This is a genomic window from Chryseobacterium taklimakanense (assembly GCF_900187185.1).
GTDB classification, from domain to species: Bacteria; Bacteroidota; Bacteroidia; order Flavobacteriales; family Weeksellaceae; genus Planobacterium; species Planobacterium taklimakanense.
This window is the reverse complement of the sequence record NZ_LT906465.1, coordinates 825,083-842,863: the sequence shown is the minus strand read 5'-3', so window position 1 is coordinate 842,863 and position 17,781 is coordinate 825,083. Positions and strand designations below refer to the sequence as shown.

The window sequence follows — 17,781 nt, the reverse complement described above, 5'->3', positions numbered from 1 at the left end:
AATTTTGTTTAAGTTTTATAAAAAAATATATTAGCAAAACTTAATTTTTAAATTTTTATGAAGAAAACTTTATTAACGTTAATGATTTCATCGTGCTTTGCAAATTTCTATTCTCAAATCACAATTGGGAGTGGAACAACGACGGGCTCTTTACCTGCAGACAATAATTACAATTTTACATTTAGCGAGCAAATTTTTACCAAAACTGAGATAAACGCCGAAGGACCTGGGCAAATAACTGGAGTTAAATTTCAGTTGTCACCCTCTGCTGCGATCGACAAATCAGATCTTTTGGATGTTTGGATAGGACATACTACGAAAAGCTCGTTTGCTGTTTCGAATGATTGGGTGCCAGTCTCCAACTTGACAAATGTATTTAGTGGAAAGGTTGTCAATAATAATGGTTCGGTAGAAATTACTTTTACAGCGCCTTTCGATTATAATAATACAGATAATCTAGTAATCGCAGTAAACGAAAAGCAACCCAGTTATAACTATAGCAGCAGCAAGTATTACAATTTCGCAAGTTCAGTTACCAATTCTGCGATTTATAAAACTGATTTGTTAGGGACGGCTCCTATAAACCCAGCCAGTCCTGGGTCATACTCACGCACGTCGTTCAAATCAATAATTACTCTACTTGGTCTTACGAAAAGCTCGGCGGTTCTTGTACCTGCCTGTCCAACGATATCAACTCCCGCGAGCTACTCCTCAAATATCAGCATAAATCCAGATTTCACGTGGAATCCGTCCCAGGATGCAACTTCATATAAACTAACGGTTTCCACAACAGCGACTGGCAGTGATATACTAAATGCACAGCCTGTGACTGGGACATCGTACAAACTCTCTACTCCTCTGGAATATAACAAAAAATATTACGTAAAAATTACAGCGCTAAATTCCGCCGGTGAATCTACCGGTTGCAGTTATACATCTTTTACCACAAAACCAGCTCCTCCTGCAAATGATAATTGCAGCACGGCTACATTAATCAATACATTTCCATATAAATTCACCCAAAATGATGGCGGTGGTGCAACGCAGACAGATTTCGTGAAAGTTTGTAAACCTGCAGGGGATATGAATGACGGCGTATGGTATACCTTCCAAGGTACCGGAGATGAAATGACGATTGTGGTTACGCCTGTATCCTGGAACGCAAAATTAGGTCTTTATAGCGGTACGTGTGGGCAATTGGTGTGTGAAACTAACGTAGATGCAGCAGGATTAGGCGAGGCGGAAACCCTTAATATAAAATCTGAAGCTAATAAAACTTATTATCTAAATGTTGGACAGTGGTCTACATCGACTGATTCGCCTGAAGGAAATTTCGATATATCTCTTACAGTTTCTGGAACATTAGGGGTTGGTACAGCAAACAAAACTAAAATTATTTTAGTCACAAACTCTGTAAAAGATGAAATTCAATTCTTTAACCCATACGAAATTTCTAATGTTGAAATTTTTGATTTATCGGGTAAAAAGGTGAAATCATTTACTAAAGTTCAGGAAAGACATTCTGTTTCGGATTTAACTAAAGGTATTTATCTTGTTAAAATGATATTGCAGAGTGGCGTTGTGGTTACAGAAAAAATAATTAAAAACTAAATCATGAAAAAAATAAAATTCCAATTATTGGTACTGGCACTTGCTGGTACCGCTCTTCCTCTTGCGGCACAATCAACAAAAGAAATTATTAAAACTTATCTTCAAAAATCAGCAAGAACTGCTAATGAAATCGATTTTGAAGTAATTAATGAAGATTTTTCGAAAAGCTTGGGAGGTAACATTGTTAAAATCCAACAGTCAGTAAACGGAATTCCTGTTTTCAATTCTGTTTCGACTGCAATACTTAAAAATAATGAAGTTAAGACTTACATTGATGCATTCTCAAGGTCCAGAGTTGGTCAGACTTCAAGACTGAATAAAGTCTCAAAGCCTGTAACATTCGATAAAATTGCTACTGATTTCGGAATTAAATCATATGTTTTTGTAGAAAGAATTACGCTTGAGAATCACGCGGCTGAAGCAAGACCGATAATTTATCATAAAATTTACTTTGAAAAAGACGGCAACTTGGTGCTAGCTGATCAGTATGAATTTGAGGACAATGCAGGGATGCTTTGGCTCGTGATTGTAACGGATGACAATGGTGCAGTACTTTTAAAAGAAATGAAAACCAACAGTTGTAGTTTTCATCACGAGGCTTACAGTTATGATGGCAAGCAGATTTTCCCGCAATTGGAGGCTTCAAATCATCAAGAGTCGAGCATTTTGCTTGCACCAGCTGCTTCTGCTTCTTACAATGTGTTTCCGCTTCCATTTGAAAATCCATATTCTGGCAGTAGGCGTACAGTAACAAATCCCTGGATTTTGAATGCGTCACCGGAAGGCTGGCAATATGTTAAAACCACATCTTCGGAACTTTATTCCAACTATACAAGGGGAAATAACGTTTATGCTACCGAAGATCTGGACGGGGACAATTTAACTATAGGCAATCCGGCAATTGCAGGCTCCTCAAACAATTTTGATTTTCCTTTAGACTTTAAAAAACAACCTTTGGAGAACCTTGATGCGGCAATAACAAACCTTTTTTATGTAAATAACATCGTTCACGATATTTTATACGAATTTGGATTTACAGAAACCGCCAGAAATTTCCAGTGGCACAACTTTGAAAAAGGAGGAAAGGAGACTGATTTTGTTATCGCACAAGCTCAAGATGCATCAGGAACCAATAATGCGAATTTCTCAAGTCCTGCTGACGGAAGCTTACCAAGGATGCAAATGTTTTTATGGGAAGCACCGATTATAAACAGACTTTTTTATAACAGTCCGGCAGAAGCCGTAACTGTAAGACCGGAAACAAAAGACGCCAGTTTCGGACCGAAGTTAGATGCGACAGGTATTTCAGCACTTGTTGCTTTAGGGAATCCTGTTGACGGATGTACTGCATATCCGACTGATTTTTTCAAAGATAAGATTGCCCTCATCGAACGTGGTACATGTAATTTTACTGTTAAAGTTATTAACGCGCAGAAGGCGGGAGCTAAGGCTGCAATCGTCTATAATCAGAATGAAACTGTGACTTTTGGAACGATGGGAGGGACTCCTGCAGAAACAGTGAATATTCCATCGATCCTTATCAAAAATCAGGATGGAAATTACATGAAATCTTTGCTAAGCAAAGGCGATGTAAATGTGACTCTTCGATTCAATCCTGACGAAAATATCTCATTGGATGGTAGTTTTGATAACGGAATTATCGTTCATGAATATGGACACGGACTTTCAAACCGTTTAACCGGCACCGGAACAAGCTGCTTATTAAAAACTCAAAGTGCTGAGCAAATGGGTGAGGGTTGGTCAGATTTCCTCGCTTTAATGCTAACCAACAGGCCTGGCGATAATGCAAATGTTGCTAGAGGAGTGGGTAATTATGCTTTGGGTGAAAGCACAAGCGGTGTTGGTTTAAGGCCTGCAAAATATTCGCCTAATTTTAGCATCAACAATTTTACTTATGCTAAAACAAATGGAATGCAGGTTACAGATTCATCAACAGGTGGTATGACACCAGACCAGCACTCTATTGGATTCATCTGGGCTACAATGCTTTGGGATCTTCACTGGAATTTTGTGTCAAAATATGGTTATTCCAGCGACGTGCTTGCTAACCGAAATAGCGGAAGCGGACGTGTATTACAGCTGGTGATCGACGGAATGAAACTGCAGGCCTGCAACCCAACATTTATTGACGGTAGAGAAGCTATTCTAGCGGCGGATAAAGCAGCCACTGATGGCGAAAACAAATGTTTGATATGGAATACTTTCGCGAAAAGAGGCTTGGGTGTAAAAGCCAGTGCAGGAGATAAGAAAAACATTAACGACCAGGTGGAAGATTTTACAGTTCCTGAAGAATGTATTAGTGGTACATTGGCGACAGTTGATATTAAAATTAACCAAATGCAGATATTCCCGAATCCAGCGCAAAACTTCTTTAAAGTTCAATTACCAACTAATGCCAAAGGTAGATTTGTAGTGAGCGTTTATGATATTTCTGGAAAATTACTATTAACCAAAAATATTGGCCTTACGGAAAACGAAATCTCCACAGCTTCTTTACCAAACGGAATGTATGTTGTAAAAGCAGTAGGTCAGGATTCAAGTTATACAACAAAACTATTGATCAAAAAATAAACAGTTAAATAATTTTTAAAGAACCGTCTGATTTTCAGACGGTTTTTTTAATGGTTTAAGGTAAATTTAATTACGAAACATCTTAATTAAAAAAAAATTAACAAAAAATTAGGAAACTTTTTTGGTTTATAAGTTTCCTATACTGTATCTTTGCAGCCAAATTTATTATGGAAGACAAAAAACAATTCTTACAGAAAGCCACGGACCTGTTTATTGAACACGGTTCCAAGACGCTTACTATGGATGATATCGCCAGGGAATTCGGGATGTCAAAAAAAACGCTGTATCAACTTTACAGAAATAAAGAAGCATTAATAGAAGAAGTTCTCGATTTTAAACTGAATGATATCGTCGAAAAAATGCAGAAACTGGATGTTGAAGTAGAAAATGCAGTTGAACGAATGTTTTGCAGGGATGAACAGATGGAAAGGGCCGTAAGGTCCAACAAATCGATGATGATTAAGCAGCTGATTAAATACTATCCCGCGATATTTAACAAGCATATGATTAATTTTTCGGAAAAATTTTCCGAAGTATTGCTTCTTAATATTGCAAAAGGCCGTGAGCAGGGCTATTACCGAGAAGACTTTAACGCGGAAATTTATTCTAAACTGTTCGTTCAGCTGATGATGTCCTACGACAGTTCGCCCATCGTGGAGCACGAGAAAGTGGAACGCGAAGCGTTTAATCATGAAGTGATGATGCTCTACATGAACGCCATTACCACAGAGAAAGGCAAATCAGAATTAAAAAAGTATAATTTAAAATAATGAAGAAATTATTAATCGGTCTTGTTCTTTGCGGAGGCCTCTTTCAGGCTCAGGAAGCAAAGGTGCTCACTTTGCCCGAAGCCATTGAACATGCCTTGCAACACAAAGCAGAAGCAGAAAAAGCAAGGCTCAACATTAAAAAAGGAGATGCCCAGATTGCGGAGGTGAAGGCCAACGCCTATCCCAACATTTCTTTCAACAGTAATACGACTTACAACCCGCTCCTGCAGGAAACAGTTTTGCCGGGCGAAATGTTCGGTGCGCCGGGTCAGCAGGTGAAAGTGTCGTTCGGACAAAGATGGACCTCCAGCAATATGATTCAATTGCAGCAGCAGCTCTTCAACCAGTCGGTTTTTACAGGTTTGAAAGCGGCGAAATCTACCAAAGAATTTTATCTGATTAATGCACAACTTACCGAAGAGCAGATTATCGAAAAAGTGGCAAACGCTTATTTTCAGGTATACCAGGCAGAACAGATGAACGAAAATGCAAAATCGAATCTGAAAATCACCGATCAAACCATTAAAATTATCAAAGGTTTGTATGATGCAGGACTTGCCCGAAAAATCGATTACGACAGGGTAGTGGTTGCTCGAAACAACGTGAATTCGGCGGTTCAGCAAACGTCAAATGCTGTGGATCTTTCAGAAAATGCATTGAAATTCATGATTGGAATGGATATGAATCAAGAAATCCAACTTCCTCAGCAAACATTTGATCCATCGGTTTTGGGCTACGATGCCAATATCGACGACCGCACTGAAATAAAATTGATGAATAAACAGCTTGAACTGTTGGAATGGCAGAAAAAAGCGTCCGAAGCCGAATATTACCCGGTAGTTGCATTAAGCGCGAATTACGGATTCCTTGGCCAGGGAGCAAAATTTCCTTGGTGGCATGGTGAAAAGGATGGCGTGTATTGGTCAGATTTAGCAAGTATTGGGTTGAATATTAACGTGCCGATTTTCAATGGTTTTGCAACAAAATCAAGAATAGAACTCAACAAAATTGAAATCTTAAAAGCAGAAGCTGATTTGCGCGAAACCAAACTCGGACTGGATTTAGCACACAAAAACGCTATAACCCTTCTTGAGAACAATATGACGATGATCCGCACTCAGGAAGAAAACGTGAATCTGGCGGAAGAAGTGCTTAAAAATACAAGAAGCAATTACCAATACGGTTTGGCAACTTTAAATGATATTCTGGATGCCGAGCGCGACCTTACCGAAGCCAAAAACAACCTTACAAAGGCCAAGTTAGATTATAAACTTGCTGAAATAGAACTATTAAAATCTCAGGGAAAACTCAGAACATTAAACGAATTAAACTAAAATGAAAAAGAATACAATCATCAGTATATTAGCTGTTTTAGCGATCGCCGCGATTTTTTTCTTCATCCTTCAAAACAACAAAAAGAAAAACGAAGCACAGGTAGCCGTAGTTGCCGAAACCAATAAAGATGTACAGGTAAGAACCGCAACAGTTGCAGCCGAAGAAATTAGCGGTGAGTTTTCCGTAAACGGAACTTTTCTGCCAAACCGACAGGCGATGATTTCCCCTGAAATGGGCGGTCAGCTAATTGCACTTTACGTAAAAGAAGGCAGTTATGTACGTGCCGGACAAAGCATCGGAAAACTTGCCGGCGACAAAGTAAACGTAAACGTAACCAGCGCAAGAGCGAATTTGGATAATGCCGTGGCAGCGCTTAACCGTTACGAAATGGCATATAAAACCGGTGGAGTTACAGCATTGCAACTCGATCAGGCAAGACTTCAGGTAAAAAACGCAAGAGCACAACTGCAATCTGCAAATTTGGTTTCAGGCGATACCAATATCATTTCTAAAGTGAGCGGAATCGTGAACCAGAAGTTGGTAGAAGTTGGTAGCGTTGTTGGTGCAGGTTCGCCAATTGTGGAAGTGGTAGATATCTCTTCAGTAAAACTGAAAGTGGATGTAGATCAGTCATTAGTGAGTCAACTTTCCCTCGGAAATACCGTAAAAGTAAAGCCTGATGTAATTGATGGTGATCTGGACGGAAGAATCACTTTCATCGCACCTACAGCTTCCGGAGCATTAAAATTCCCGGTAGAAATTACAGTACCGAACAGTTTTAATAAACTGAAAGCAGGAATGTACGGAACCGCAGTGTTCAACAGAAGTGGTGCAACCAACGTACTTACCATTCCACGTGATGCTTTTGTGGGAAGTGTAAGTGATAATCAGGTGTTTGTTGTAAGAAACAATATCGCCTATCTCACAAAGATTAAAGGAGGTGTAAACTACGGCGACCGTGTAGAAGTTATCAGTGGTTTGAAGGCTGGTGACGAAGTTGTAACCAGCGGCCAGATTAACCTGACAGATAAAACTCCTATCCGTAAACTTAAGTAATAATCGGTAAAAATAAATAAATGAAATTAGCAGAAGTATCGATTAAGAGACCCAGTTTGGTCATTGTAATGCTCGCATTACTGATCATCGGTGGGCTCTTCAGTTATACCCAGCTCAATTACGAGCTTATTCCAAAATTCGAAGTAAAGGTAGTAACCGTAGCCACAGTATATCCCGGTGCATCGCCGGCGGAGGTTGAAAATACAGTTTCCCGAAAAATAGAAGACGCGGTTTCGGCGTTGGAAGGTGTAAAGAAAATTCAGTCCAAATCATACGAAAGTCTTTCGGTGGTTATTATTCAGTTTAATAATGATGCCGATGTGGATTTTGCTTTGAATGAAGCCCAGCGAAAAATTAACGCAATCCGTTCCGATCTTCCAGAAGACATCGATGAACCTTCGCTCACCCAGTTCTCGCTTTCGGATATGCCGATCGTAAGAATGGGGGTAACCGGTAATTTGACTGAAAATGAACTCTACGAACTCATTGACCAAAGAATTCAGCCTGAATTTTCTAGGATTCCCGGCGTATCAAAAGTAGACATCATCGGTGGACAGGAACGCGAAATCCGCATCAACCTTAATCAGGAAAAACTTGAAGGTTACGGACTTACCATCCCCGAAGTTCAGCAGATGATCACCATGTCAAACCTCGATTTCCCTACGGGAAGTTTGAAGACCCGTGAAAACAGCACACTCATCCGTCTGGCAGGGAAAATTACATCAGTTGAAGAACTCAGAAATCTTACTATTTCTTCAAAAAATGGTCAGAACATCCGCCTTTCCGACATTGCTGAAGTTCAGGACACGCAGAAGGTAGCAGATAAAATTGCCCGTATCAATCAGGAAAATACCATGATGCTTCAGGTACAGAAGCAGACTGATGCCAATGCGGTAGAGGTAAGTGAACTGGTGCAGATGAAAATCGCTCAGATTCAAGAACAGTACAAAGACCGTAACATCAAAATTGCAATAGCCAGTGATACTTCCATATTTACCCTTGAAGCGGCGAATGCTGTAATCAAAGATTTATTGATTGCTATTGGGCTTGTGGCGTTTGTAATGATGTTCTTCTTACACAGTTTCAGAAACGCGCTTATTGTAATGGTGGCGATTCCAACATCGCTTATTGCGACATTTATTGGGATGTATATTCTGGGTTACAGTTTGAACCTTATGAGTTTGCTTGGGCTTTCCCTTGTGGTAGGTATTCTTGTGGATGACGCGATTGTAGTTATCGAGAATATTCACCGCCACATGGAGATGGGCAAGAATAAAGTGCGTGCATCTTATGACGGAGCAAAAGAAATTGGTTTTACCGTTACTGCCATTACCTTGGTAATTGTAGTGGTATTTCTTCCGATCGCGATGAGTTCCGGTTTGGTTTCTGATATTATTTCCCAGTTCTGTGTTACGGTGATTATCGCAACATTGCTTTCATTGTTAGTGTCTTTTACCGTTGTGCCTTGGCTTTTCTCACGTTATGGAAAGCTGGAAGTTATTGACAATAAATCTTTCTTTGGTAAAATACTTGAAAAATTCGAGAACGGACTTACCTGGTTTACCCACAAAATAGAAGGAATCCTGAAATGGAGTTTAGTAAACAAATTGAAAACTTTCGGGATTACCATTATTTTATTTGTTAGTGCAATTGCATTGGCAGTAATGGGTTACATCGGCTCAGATTTCTTCCCGGGAACTGATAAAGGAGAATTCCTCGTACAGATTGAAATGCCCAAAGACACTTCTCTTGAAGAAACCAATTTTATCACGCAGGATGCAGAAAAATATCTTGCGCAAAAACCTGAAATCGTAAAGATGATTACCTCGGTAGGTCAGGTGAGTGGAGGTATGGGCGCAATGCAGTCTACCAACTATAAATCTGAAATCAGTCTTGAATTGGTGCCGAAATCTGAAAGAGAAGATGATACCAAAGTATATGCTGCCAAGCTGAAACGTGAACTTGAAAAAGTATTGGTGGGTGCCAAAGTAACCACCGTACCGGTTGGATTTATGGGAGCTGAACAGGCTCCGCTCCAAATGACGGTAACCGGAACCACCCTAGAAGACGCAATGTCTTATGCAAAAACTGCCGAAGCGCAACTGCATAAAATTGACGGTGCCTCTGAAATAAAACTGAGTGTAGAAGAAGGAAATCCGGAAATTTCAGTTACGGTAGACCGTGATAAAATGACCTCTCTCGGGTTGAATGTTGCTACAGTAGGACAAACGCTGCGAACGGCTTTCAGTGGAAATACCGACAATAAATTCCGTACCGGAAACAATGAATATGATATCAATATCATTCTGGATGAAGCCAACCGTACAAGTATTGATGACGTGCGGAATATCAACTTTGTTAACAGAGATGGTTTCAGAATTCAGTTATCGCAGTTTGCAGACATCAATTTTACTTCAGGTCCGGCGTTGCTTGAGCGTTATGACCGTTCACCTTCCGTTACCATTCAGGCACAGACTGTAGGAAAAACAACCGGAGCCGTAGCTGCCGAATGGGAAGCAAAAATGGCTGAAGTTAAAAAACCTGCTGGTGTAAACTGGGTTTGGGGCGGTAATATGGAGAACCAAAGCGAAGGTTTCGGAACGTTGGGAGTAGCTTTACTTGCTGCGATTATGCTTGTTTACATGATTATGGTGGTACTTTACGATGACTTCCTGAAGCCGTTTATCGTATTGTTCTCCATCCCACTTTCCTTTATCGGGGCGCTTTGGGCGTTGGCATTAACGAACCAGAGTTTGAACATATTTACGATTTTAGGAATCATCATGCTAATCGGTCTTGTAGCGAAGAACGCGATCTTACTCGTAGACTTTGCCAACCACAGACTCGATAAAGGCGAAACCATTGAGAACGCACTGATTCAGGCGAACCATGCAAGGTTAAGACCGATTTTGATGACAACCATTGCGATGGTTTTCGGTATGCTTCCAATTGCGTTGGCTTCCGGTGCTGCTGCGGAAATGAATAATGGTCTGGCGATTGTTATTATCGGTGGTCTAATTTCATCGCTTTTCCTTACGCTGATCATTGTACCAGTGGTGTACCTAATCGTTGTAAAACTGGAATACCGTTTTTCTAAAAAGGAAAAAACAAACTACGAAGAAGAAATGGTGGCTGATTACGAGCACATGCATCCGGAAAACGAACTGGAATTTTAAATCAATTCAATTAAATACCTTTATGAAAACGCTTCGGGTTACTCGAAGCGTTTTTTTTGATTGACAGAGAATTAATTAAGAATACCGCGAATCTTGAATCTTGAATCTCAGTTCGTATAACTCTGGAACGCCTCCTCCAAACTTCCAAACTTACCTTTGAACTCCTCAACAGGCGAATCTTGGATGATATTTCCTTGGTGAATCAGGATTACTCGGCTGCAGAGCGCTTCCACTTCCTGCATGATGTGCGTGGAGAGAATCACAGTTTTTTCCCTGCCGATTTCCTTGATGACGTTTCTGATTTCGATGATTTGGTTCGGGTCGAGCCCGTTGGTGGGTTCATCGAGGATCAGGAGATCAGGCTGATGAAGGATCGCCTGCGCAAGTCCGACACGTTGTTTATAACCCTTCGACAGTTGCCCGATTTTCTTTGATTTTTCAGGGGAAATTCCCACGAGTTCTGTCACTTCTTCCACCCGTGATTTTGGAAGTTTATGGATCTCCGCCACGAAACTCAGATATTCCTTGACATACATTTCGTTGTATAGCGGATTGTTTTCCGGCAGAAAGCCGATATTTTTTTTGCTTTCAGTTTTGGCTTTAGTGATGTCTTTTCCGTGGAAAATGATCTGGCCTTCGTCGATTTTCAGGGCACCGACAATAGATTTCATCAGGGTGGATTTTCCGGCACCGTTAGGACCGAGAAGTCCGATGATTTCATTTTTATCAATGTTTAAATTAATATCGTTCAGGGCAGTTTGCTCCCCGAATCTTTTAGTAAGATTTGTGATCTGCAGTGACATTCCACCTTAAAATTTATGTAAAAGTAAAAATAAAAAAGGGAAACTTCATTTTGAAATTTCCCTTTTGTGAGCGCGGAAGGAGTCGAACCCTCAACCTTCAGAGCCGTAATCTGACGCTCTATCCAATTGAGCTACGCACCCGGCTTTCCGTTTTTTACGGTTTGCAAATATAGCACTTTTTTGTTTTCTTTGAAAGATGAAAGCTAAAATATTCTCTTTACTCCTCATTTTTCTTTTATTTTCCTGTAAAAAAGAAACTTACACTTTTAATACCGACTGGCAAAAAATCTCTGAAAGGGTGCAGTTCAGGGAAAGCGGAGAGTCTCTGGAGCTGAAATCAGGAAAATTCAGTTACAAAATCCCCCACAGTAAACTTCCGATGAAGAAAATCGTCCTGCTGAATGCAAGTTTGGTTGGCTATTTTACGGAACTTGGCCGTGAAGACAGGATTGCAGGAGTTTCCAGCCCCGAATATATTTATTCAGATAAAGTTTTAGATCTTATTAAAGAAGGAAAGATCGCTGATGTAGGCAGTGAGCAGAAATATAATGTCGAAAAAATTGTGGCTTTGAAGCCTGATGCGGTCATTACCAATCACATTGCCAGTTTTGAAAACACTTATGATTTGTTGAAAAAAAACGGCATCGAGGTGTTTTTCCTGGATGAATATCTGGAACAGAATCCGCTGGTAAAATCTAAATATTTGTTGCTGTTTGGGAAACTTTTCGGGATGGATAAGGCTTCTGTTGTAAGGTTTAACGAGATTAAGAGCAGCTATGATTCCTTAAAGGCTTTAACCTCGAAGATAAATGAAAAACCGCTTGTTTTGGCTAATGAAATCTATGGCAGCCAATGGTATATGCCTGGCGGAAAAACCCAGTTGGCCAGGCTTTTAAAAGATGCCGGCGGTGAATATATTTTAAAGGATAATACCGAAGACAAAGCCGTTCCGATGAGTTTTGAGGAGGTTTATGTAAAAGCGAAAAATGCTCGGTTTTGGGTAAATGCCGGCAACCATTCCACTAAAAAAAGCCTGCTGATGATGAATCCCGGATACCAGAAGCTTGATGTCTTTAATGGGGGAAAAATCTATTCAATCAGCGGCCGCGAAAAAGGAAGTGCCAACGATTTTTTTGAGAGCGGCGTGGTGCGTTCTGATCTTGTGCTGAAAGATTATATCAGGATTTTTCATCCGCAATTACTTCCAGATTACCAGCTTAGATATTTAAAGGAACTTAAATAAAGGTTTTAATCTGTAATTCTTATTTTTGTGCCCAGGCAATTTTGCTTACGGTATGTGGAAATTTATTAAGAAACTTGTTTTTACGCTCATCATCCTCAGCATTCTCGGTGTTGTTGCGGGGCGTTTCATCAATCCACCCATTACACTCACCCAAATTGGCGGAATTGTGGAGTACGGCAAGCTTCAGCGCGATTATATTTCTTACGGTGAGATGGGAAACAATGTGAAAAAAGCTGTTATCGCTGCTGAAGACCAGAAATTTTTCGTTCACAACGGCTTCGATTATGACGCGATTCAGAAAGCTTATGAGAAAAATAATCAGGGGAAAAAGCTGCGCGGAGGAAGCACCATTTCACAGCAAACAGCCAAAAATGTCTTTCTTTGGCAAGGCAGAAGCTGGATACGGAAGGGTCTGGAAGCAGTTTTTACTTTTATGATAGAAAAAACCTGGGGCAAAGAGGTCATCTTGGAGCGCTATCTGAATTCCATCGAGATGGGGCAGGGTGTCTTCGGGATTGAGGCTGCTGCTGAATATTATTTTGGTAAAAGCTCTAAGAACCTCACTAAAAGTGAAGCCGCTTGGATTGCAGCAATATTGCCAAATCCCAAAAAATACGATCCCAAAAATCCGTCTTCATACTTGAAAAGAAAACATAACTGGATTATGAGGCAGATGAATAATGTGGTACTAAAATAACTGAAATGATTTTTAACTCAAATAAAGAAAAATTCGAAGATGTTCTGACGAAATATTTCAGTTTCGAGAACAAGACCAAATCTTTGGACCCTTTGTTTGATGTATTCCACAGTATAAAAAGGCAGGACCTGAAAACCGTCAACCAGTTTTTTAAAGAAAATGATGAGGTTAGGAAGAATTTCAGTCTTTATTTGAAAGACCTTTTTGCAGATAAGCCCTTCAATCTGTCTTTGACTGAAGCCAATATTTTATCTGAAAATGCTTTTTTTCCTGAGCTTAAAAAAAGAACGCTTGATAAAATTCTGCCGCCGGTTGGTAACGAAGATTCGGTTTGGTACCTTGTAGATTATATTTCGGTAAGGCCTGAAAGAGATTTAAAGTATTTTCAGAATAACAGTGCGGAGGATATTGATGAGCTCTTCCGGTTGCTTGAGATTTCCGATTTCATTGCCCGCGAATCTGTTAAAAAGGAGCTTCTTTTTGCTGCAAATATTTTGGCCTGGCGCGCGATTGGGGTTGCTCTGGATGCGGAAGTTCTTAATATGGTTCCGGAGTACAAGAATTATCACAATCCTTTTTTGGCCCTTCAGGACGAAATGGATTTGCTTATCGCAGAATATCGGGAAGATTCTGCTTATCAGCTCACTTCAAAGAACCAGCATTTCAAGCAGATCAGGATTTACCTCACCCAGTGTCTTGAGTTTGTGGACAAGGCATTCCGAAACTCTGGTAAATACGGTATTACGGGCAAGATTAACCAGTCTCTCCTTAAAATCCGTCAGCAGATCAACAGGATTTCTGATATCATTGACCTTTTGGTTATTGATAATGATTCTGACTATCTGCAGAAATCTAAAAAATTGGTTTTCAATATTTTATACTATAAATCGCACAAGAATAATATTTCCGAACTGTTTAATGACAGTACGCGCCAGATGTCGCACCTGATTACCAACCACACTGCGGAAACGGGGACCCATTACATCACTTCCACAATAAAGGAATATATGAAAATGTTCTGGAAAGCCAGTGGCGGCGGGGTGATTGTTGGTGCGCTTTGTATCCTGAAAATGCTTTACGGGTATGCGGACGGCAGTGAATTTTCACATGCGTTTATGTATGCCTTCAATTATGCCATGGGCTTCATCATGATTTACCTGATGGGATTTACGCTGGCAACCAAACAGCCTGCGATGACGGCTTCAACGATGGCGAAAGTACTTTCAGACGAAAAAAATACAAGCAAAAATTACCGTGAATTTGCGCATTTGATTTCTAAACTTTTCCGGTCACAATTTGTGGCGTTCGTAGGAAATGTCCTGTTAGCCTTTCCGGTGGCGTTGGCGGTTATCTATGGCCTGGATGTTCTTTTTAACCAAAATTTTGCAGCCGATAAATCTACAGTCTTACTTCGGGATTTGGATCCGTTCAATTCCAAAGCGCTGTTGCATGCGAGCATTGCCGGATTTTTCCTCTTCATTTCAGGAATTATTTCGGGGAATGTGGGTAACAATTCCGTGTATTACCAGATTCCTGCGAGAATTGAAAAAAATCCATTAATTAAAGGTATTTTAGGGCAAAAAGCAGCCCGCGGAATTTCAAGGTATTATTCGAAAAACTGGGCTGGGATCGTGTCTAATTTTTGGTTTGGTGTCTTCCTGGGAGTTACGGGTCCCATTGGTAAATTTTTAGGCCTCGATTTGGATATCAGGCACATTACTTTTGCGGCAGGCAATTTTGCGATTGGGTTGTACGGTAAAGAATTTAATGTGGATTCCTATACATTCTGGATTTCACTGATAACGGTTTTTCTGATTGGTTTTTTCAATTTCCTGGTAAGTTTTGGCCTTTCCATGGCATTGGCTTTCCGTTCAAGGAAAATTACTTTTGGTGGCGTAAGAGAGATTCTGAAGGAAATTCGGCGCTATTTTTTCCAGAACCCGCTTCGGTTCTTTTTCCCGATCCGTTCCAGCGAGCTCGATTTGCGGGCTAAGGAAATGGTGGAAAAAGTTTCTACAAAATCTGAAGGTCACTGATTTTCTCCTCCCCGAATTTCTCCTGGAATTTTTTCAGGAAAAAACTTTTTTTCAGGCGGAAATCATTTTTCAGAAGTGGTGAAAATATCCTGATTTTCAAAACTTTATTCTCAAGATTCACCGATTCTATTTCTTCAAACATCGTGGCATCCAGATAATCTTCCAAAAAATCTTTCACTTCCAATGCCAGTAATTTGTGTTCAAAACCATAAATCTTCGCAAAAGCTTTAACAAGTTCTGATGACCGATATTCTCTTTTTTTCTTTTTCATAGATACGAGTTTCGAGATACGAGTTACGTGATACGACTTGTTGGTTAAAAATTTTACTTTTAGTTTTCGTCTTTTCCTTTATTCCAGTTTTCACGAACCCATTTTAAATAATTATTTATTTTTCCACCCAGTAAATTGTAATCGTTATGTAATTCTTCAAACTCAGGTTTTAAATTTGGATATAATATCATGATTTTTTCTAGATGACCAATGGTTTCATCACAGCTGGAATGACAAAAAACTAAAAAACGTTCATATTCCTTTTTGTAAACACTTCTTCCATACCCTTCAATAATATTAGAAACTACAGAATCAGATGACCTTCTTAATTGGCTGCCCAATTCATACAATTCATATTTAGGTAATTTTAAAGAGGCAGGATGAGTTTTAATAAACAGATTAAGACTGATTTTATAAATATCCAAATTTCTATAACTCATAACAATATGATTTTCTTTAACTCAAACCTCGTACCCCAAACCTCGTATCTCGTATCAAATTTCAAAAACTCTCGACTCCTCATTAATCCTCTTCACCACCGCCTCAGTACGGTCCTTATGTGTATCCGTAATGAACATCTGTCCGAAGTTTTCCTGATTGATCAGCGAAATCAATTGCGAAACCCGGTGATCATCCAACTTATCAAAAATATCATCCAGCAAAAGAATTGGATTTTTTCCGGTGAGTTCTTTTATTTTTTTGATCTGAGCGAGTTTCAGCGAAATCAAAAAAGACTTTTGCTGACCTTGCGAACCTGTTTTTTTAATGAGGTTTCCGTTCATTTCAAACAACAGATCATCCTTGTGAATTCCTGAGGAAGTGTAAGTCAGTAAACGGTCTTTTTCCAGATTTTCCTTCAGAAGAATCTCCATCGAGATCTCTGCTAAATCTGATGAATAAGCCAGTGCGACGGTTTCCTTTCCACCTGAAATAATTTTATAAAATTGTTGCACAACAGGATTTAATTCAGAAACAAACTGATTTCTTTTTTCAAAAATTTTACTTCCGAATTTAATGAGCGGTTCGTTATAAATCTCCAGTGAATCGGGATCAAAAGTCCGGTTTTTCTGAAAATATTTTAAAAGGGCATTCCTTTGTTTCAGTGTTTTTTGGTACTGAATAATGTTGAAAAGATATTCAGAATCGGTTTGCGAAATCATGCCGTCCAGAAATTTCCGGCGGCTCTCTCCTGAATCGGAAATGAGGTTAGAATCGTATGGAGAAATCATCACGCTTGGCAAAAAACCGATATGATCGGCCATTCTTTCGTAGGTTTTATCATTTTTTTTGATGATTTTCTTACTGTCTTTCGGTTGTTGAATTTTAATGATAGTGTCTTTTTCGCCATCAAAAATTTCAGCTTCTATCGCAAAGAAATCTTCGTTGAACAGAATATTACTCAAATCTGTATTTCCCAAAAAACTTTTGCCGACAGAAATATAATGCAGCGCATCCAGCACGTTCGTTTTCCCCACGCCGTTATTTCCCACAAAACAGTTGATTTGTGGTGAAAAATCAAATGATTTCGAGGGGTGATTTTTAAAATTGATTAGTAAAAGTTTGCGGATAATCATACTCCTAAAATTTGTTGAAGTTTTTCAGGATTTTGTCTGTTGTCCCAAAATGAAACGATTTGTATCTGTGTTTCAGTAAATTTATAAACCAGACTATAATTTCCAAATATTAAAATTCGGCATGAGCTTTCACCGATTTCTTTTCCTGAAAATGGCTGTATTTTAAGCTGTTCTGTTTTCGATTTGATTTTTAATCTCAGTTTTTTTAAAAATAATTGCTCTTGTTTCTATGCTTCCAGTACTTAAAGATCTCATCTCGCTGCGATTTTGCAAAGTGTGACCAAACTACTTCTAATTCAGCCATTCTTCATCCATTTTGTCAATTTCTTCTTCGGTATAAACCCGTCCTTGTTGTATATCTTCCAAACCACGCGTGATCATTTTCATATAAACCGGGTGCAGCTCAACTTTTTCCTCCTTAAAATACTCATCCACTTCCGCATCCGTCATTGGTTTTTCAGTTTCGTAAAAGGATGGCAGTTCGTTTACAGCTGGAATTTCATTGTTCATCAAATCCCAGATTTTAAACAGGAGATTTCTGTCCGCACTTGTCTGTATTGCGAGTATGAGCTTGTTTTTAATGCTTTCCAGATTTTCCATCGGCAGATAATTTTAAG

The 17,781-nt window shown here is 39.5% G+C and carries 15 protein-coding genes and 1 tRNA gene; 9 read left to right on the top strand and 7 right to left on the bottom strand.

Translation table 11 applies throughout. The features are described 5' to 3' along the window. Positions 1 to 57 precede the first annotated feature (57 nt). The 6 genes from CKV81_RS04035 to CKV81_RS04010 all read left to right on the top strand — a co-directional run bounded on the left by CKV81_RS04035 (position 58) and on the right by CKV81_RS04010 (position 10,540). On the top strand, positions 58 to 1,611 hold the full coding sequence (locus CKV81_RS04035; protein ID WP_095070633.1) for a T9SS type A sorting domain-containing protein: 1,554 nt from the start codon (positions 58 to 60) through the stop codon (positions 1,609 to 1,611). Between the two features lie 3 nt (positions 1,612 to 1,614). Beyond that, positions 1,615 to 4,203 (top strand): T9SS-dependent M36 family metallopeptidase, encoded by a 2,589-nt coding sequence (locus tag CKV81_RS04030; RefSeq protein WP_095070631.1) that lies wholly within the window; start codon positions 1,615 to 1,617, stop codon positions 4,201 to 4,203. 167 nt (positions 4,204 to 4,370) lie between these two features. Further along, positions 4,371 to 4,973 (top strand): TetR/AcrR family transcriptional regulator, encoded by a 603-nt coding sequence (locus CKV81_RS04025; RefSeq protein ID WP_095070629.1) that lies wholly within the window; start codon positions 4,371 to 4,373, stop codon positions 4,971 to 4,973. Continuing rightward, entirely contained in the window at positions 4,973 to 6,307 is a 1,335-nt protein-coding gene (locus tag CKV81_RS04020; protein WP_095070627.1) for a TolC family protein, read from the top strand. The genes CKV81_RS04025 and CKV81_RS04020 overlap by 1 nt, the downstream gene beginning before the upstream one ends. Position 6,308: 1 nt before the next feature. Then, positions 6,309 to 7,364, top strand: a complete 1,056-nt coding sequence (locus tag CKV81_RS04015; protein ID WP_095070625.1) for an efflux RND transporter periplasmic adaptor subunit — start codon at positions 6,309 to 6,311, stop codon at positions 7,362 to 7,364. Between the two features lie 20 nt (positions 7,365 to 7,384). After that, positions 7,385 to 10,540 (top strand): efflux RND transporter permease subunit, encoded by a 3,156-nt coding sequence (locus tag CKV81_RS04010; RefSeq protein ID WP_095070623.1) that lies wholly within the window; start codon positions 7,385 to 7,387, stop codon positions 10,538 to 10,540. Between the two features lie 107 nt (positions 10,541 to 10,647). Here CKV81_RS04010 and CKV81_RS04005 read toward each other — a convergent pair whose 3' ends face one another. Then, positions 10,648 to 11,343 carry an ABC transporter ATP-binding protein gene (locus CKV81_RS04005; RefSeq protein ID WP_095070621.1) on the bottom strand — a complete coding sequence of 232 codons (696 nt, stop codon included), beginning with the start codon at positions 11,341 to 11,343 and terminating at the stop codon, positions 10,648 to 10,650. 67 nt (positions 11,344 to 11,410) lie between these two features. Beyond that, positions 11,411 to 11,484: transfer RNA gene (locus tag CKV81_RS04000), tRNA-Arg, on the bottom strand. A gap of 55 nt (positions 11,485 to 11,539) precedes the next feature. Here CKV81_RS04000 and CKV81_RS03995 point away from each other — a divergent pair. The 3 genes from CKV81_RS03995 to CKV81_RS03985 are packed head-to-tail and all read left to right on the top strand — an operon-like array spanning position 11,540 to position 15,319. Continuing rightward, positions 11,540 to 12,586: an ABC transporter substrate-binding protein gene (locus CKV81_RS03995; protein WP_095070619.1), complete on the top strand. Its 1,047-nt coding sequence runs from the start codon at positions 11,540 to 11,542 to the stop codon at positions 12,584 to 12,586. Positions 12,587 to 12,638: 52 nt separating this feature from the next. Further along, the gene (mtgA, locus tag CKV81_RS03990; protein WP_095070617.1) at positions 12,639 to 13,283 is read left to right on the top strand and encodes a monofunctional biosynthetic peptidoglycan transglycosylase; all 645 of its coding nucleotides are present in this window, start codon (positions 12,639 to 12,641) and stop codon (positions 13,281 to 13,283) included. A 5-nt stretch (positions 13,284 to 13,288) separates the two neighbouring features. After that, entirely contained in the window at positions 13,289 to 15,319 is a 2,031-nt protein-coding gene (locus CKV81_RS03985; protein ID WP_095070615.1) for a recombinase, read from the top strand. On the opposite strand, the gene CKV81_RS03980 is transcribed toward CKV81_RS03985, so the two are convergent. The 5 genes from CKV81_RS03980 to CKV81_RS03965 form a co-directional block, all read right to left on the bottom strand. Next, complete coding sequence (locus CKV81_RS03980; RefSeq protein WP_095070613.1) at positions 15,297 to 15,590, bottom strand: hypothetical protein; 294 nt, start codon at positions 15,588 to 15,590, stop codon at positions 15,297 to 15,299. The genes CKV81_RS03985 and CKV81_RS03980 overlap by 23 nt on opposite strands. 59 nt (positions 15,591 to 15,649) lie before the next feature. Then, positions 15,650 to 16,030 (bottom strand): four helix bundle protein, encoded by a 381-nt coding sequence (locus tag CKV81_RS03975; RefSeq protein WP_095070611.1) that lies wholly within the window; start codon positions 16,028 to 16,030, stop codon positions 15,650 to 15,652. Positions 16,031 to 16,084: 54 nt separating this feature from the next. Further along, a complete protein-coding gene (recF, locus tag CKV81_RS03970) occupies positions 16,085 to 17,164 on the bottom strand; it encodes a DNA replication/repair protein RecF (protein WP_095070609.1) in 1,080 nt (359 codons plus the stop codon). After that, complete coding sequence (locus CKV81_RS13685) at positions 17,161 to 17,325, bottom strand: type II toxin-antitoxin system RelE/ParE family toxin (protein ID WP_407641682.1); 165 nt, start codon at positions 17,323 to 17,325, stop codon at positions 17,161 to 17,163. The genes recF and CKV81_RS13685 overlap by 4 nt, the downstream gene beginning before the upstream one ends. Positions 17,326 to 17,455: 130 nt before the next feature. Then, positions 17,456 to 17,764 carry a hypothetical protein gene (locus CKV81_RS03965; RefSeq protein ID WP_095070607.1) on the bottom strand — a complete coding sequence of 103 codons (309 nt, stop codon included), beginning with the start codon at positions 17,762 to 17,764 and terminating at the stop codon, positions 17,456 to 17,458. Between the last annotated feature and the right edge of the window lie 17 nt (positions 17,765 to 17,781).

Coding starts and splice junctions, on each gene's coding strand:
- CKV81_RS04035 (WP_095070633.1), top strand. CDS start 58: ATGAAGAAAACTTTATTAACGTTAATGATTTCATCGTGCTTTGCAAAT.
- CKV81_RS04030 (WP_095070631.1), top strand. CDS start 1,615: ATGAAAAAAATAAAATTCCAATTATTGGTACTGGCACTTGCTGGTACC.
- CKV81_RS04025 (WP_095070629.1), top strand. CDS start 4,371: ATGGAAGACAAAAAACAATTCTTACAGAAAGCCACGGACCTGTTTATT.
- CKV81_RS04020 (WP_095070627.1), top strand. CDS start 4,973: ATGAAGAAATTATTAATCGGTCTTGTTCTTTGCGGAGGCCTCTTTCAG.
- CKV81_RS04015 (WP_095070625.1), top strand. CDS start 6,309: ATGAAAAAGAATACAATCATCAGTATATTAGCTGTTTTAGCGATCGCC.
- CKV81_RS04010 (WP_095070623.1), top strand. CDS start 7,385: ATGAAATTAGCAGAAGTATCGATTAAGAGACCCAGTTTGGTCATTGTA.
- CKV81_RS04005 (WP_095070621.1), bottom strand. CDS start 11,343: ATGTCACTGCAGATCACAAATCTTACTAAAAGATTCGGGGAGCAAACT.
- CKV81_RS03995 (WP_095070619.1), top strand. CDS start 11,540: ATGAAAGCTAAAATATTCTCTTTACTCCTCATTTTTCTTTTATTTTCC.
- mtgA (WP_095070617.1), top strand. CDS start 12,639: ATGTGGAAATTTATTAAGAAACTTGTTTTTACGCTCATCATCCTCAGC.
- CKV81_RS03985 (WP_095070615.1), top strand. CDS start 13,289: ATGATTTTTAACTCAAATAAAGAAAAATTCGAAGATGTTCTGACGAAA.
- CKV81_RS03980 (WP_095070613.1), bottom strand. CDS start 15,590: ATGAAAAAGAAAAAAAGAGAATATCGGTCATCAGAACTTGTTAAAGCT.
- CKV81_RS03975 (WP_095070611.1), bottom strand. CDS start 16,030: ATGAGTTATAGAAATTTGGATATTTATAAAATCAGTCTTAATCTGTTT.
- recF (WP_095070609.1), bottom strand. CDS start 17,164: ATGATTATCCGCAAACTTTTACTAATCAATTTTAAAAATCACCCCTCG.
- CKV81_RS03965 (WP_095070607.1), bottom strand. CDS start 17,764: ATGGAAAATCTGGAAAGCATTAAAAACAAGCTCATACTCGCAATACAG.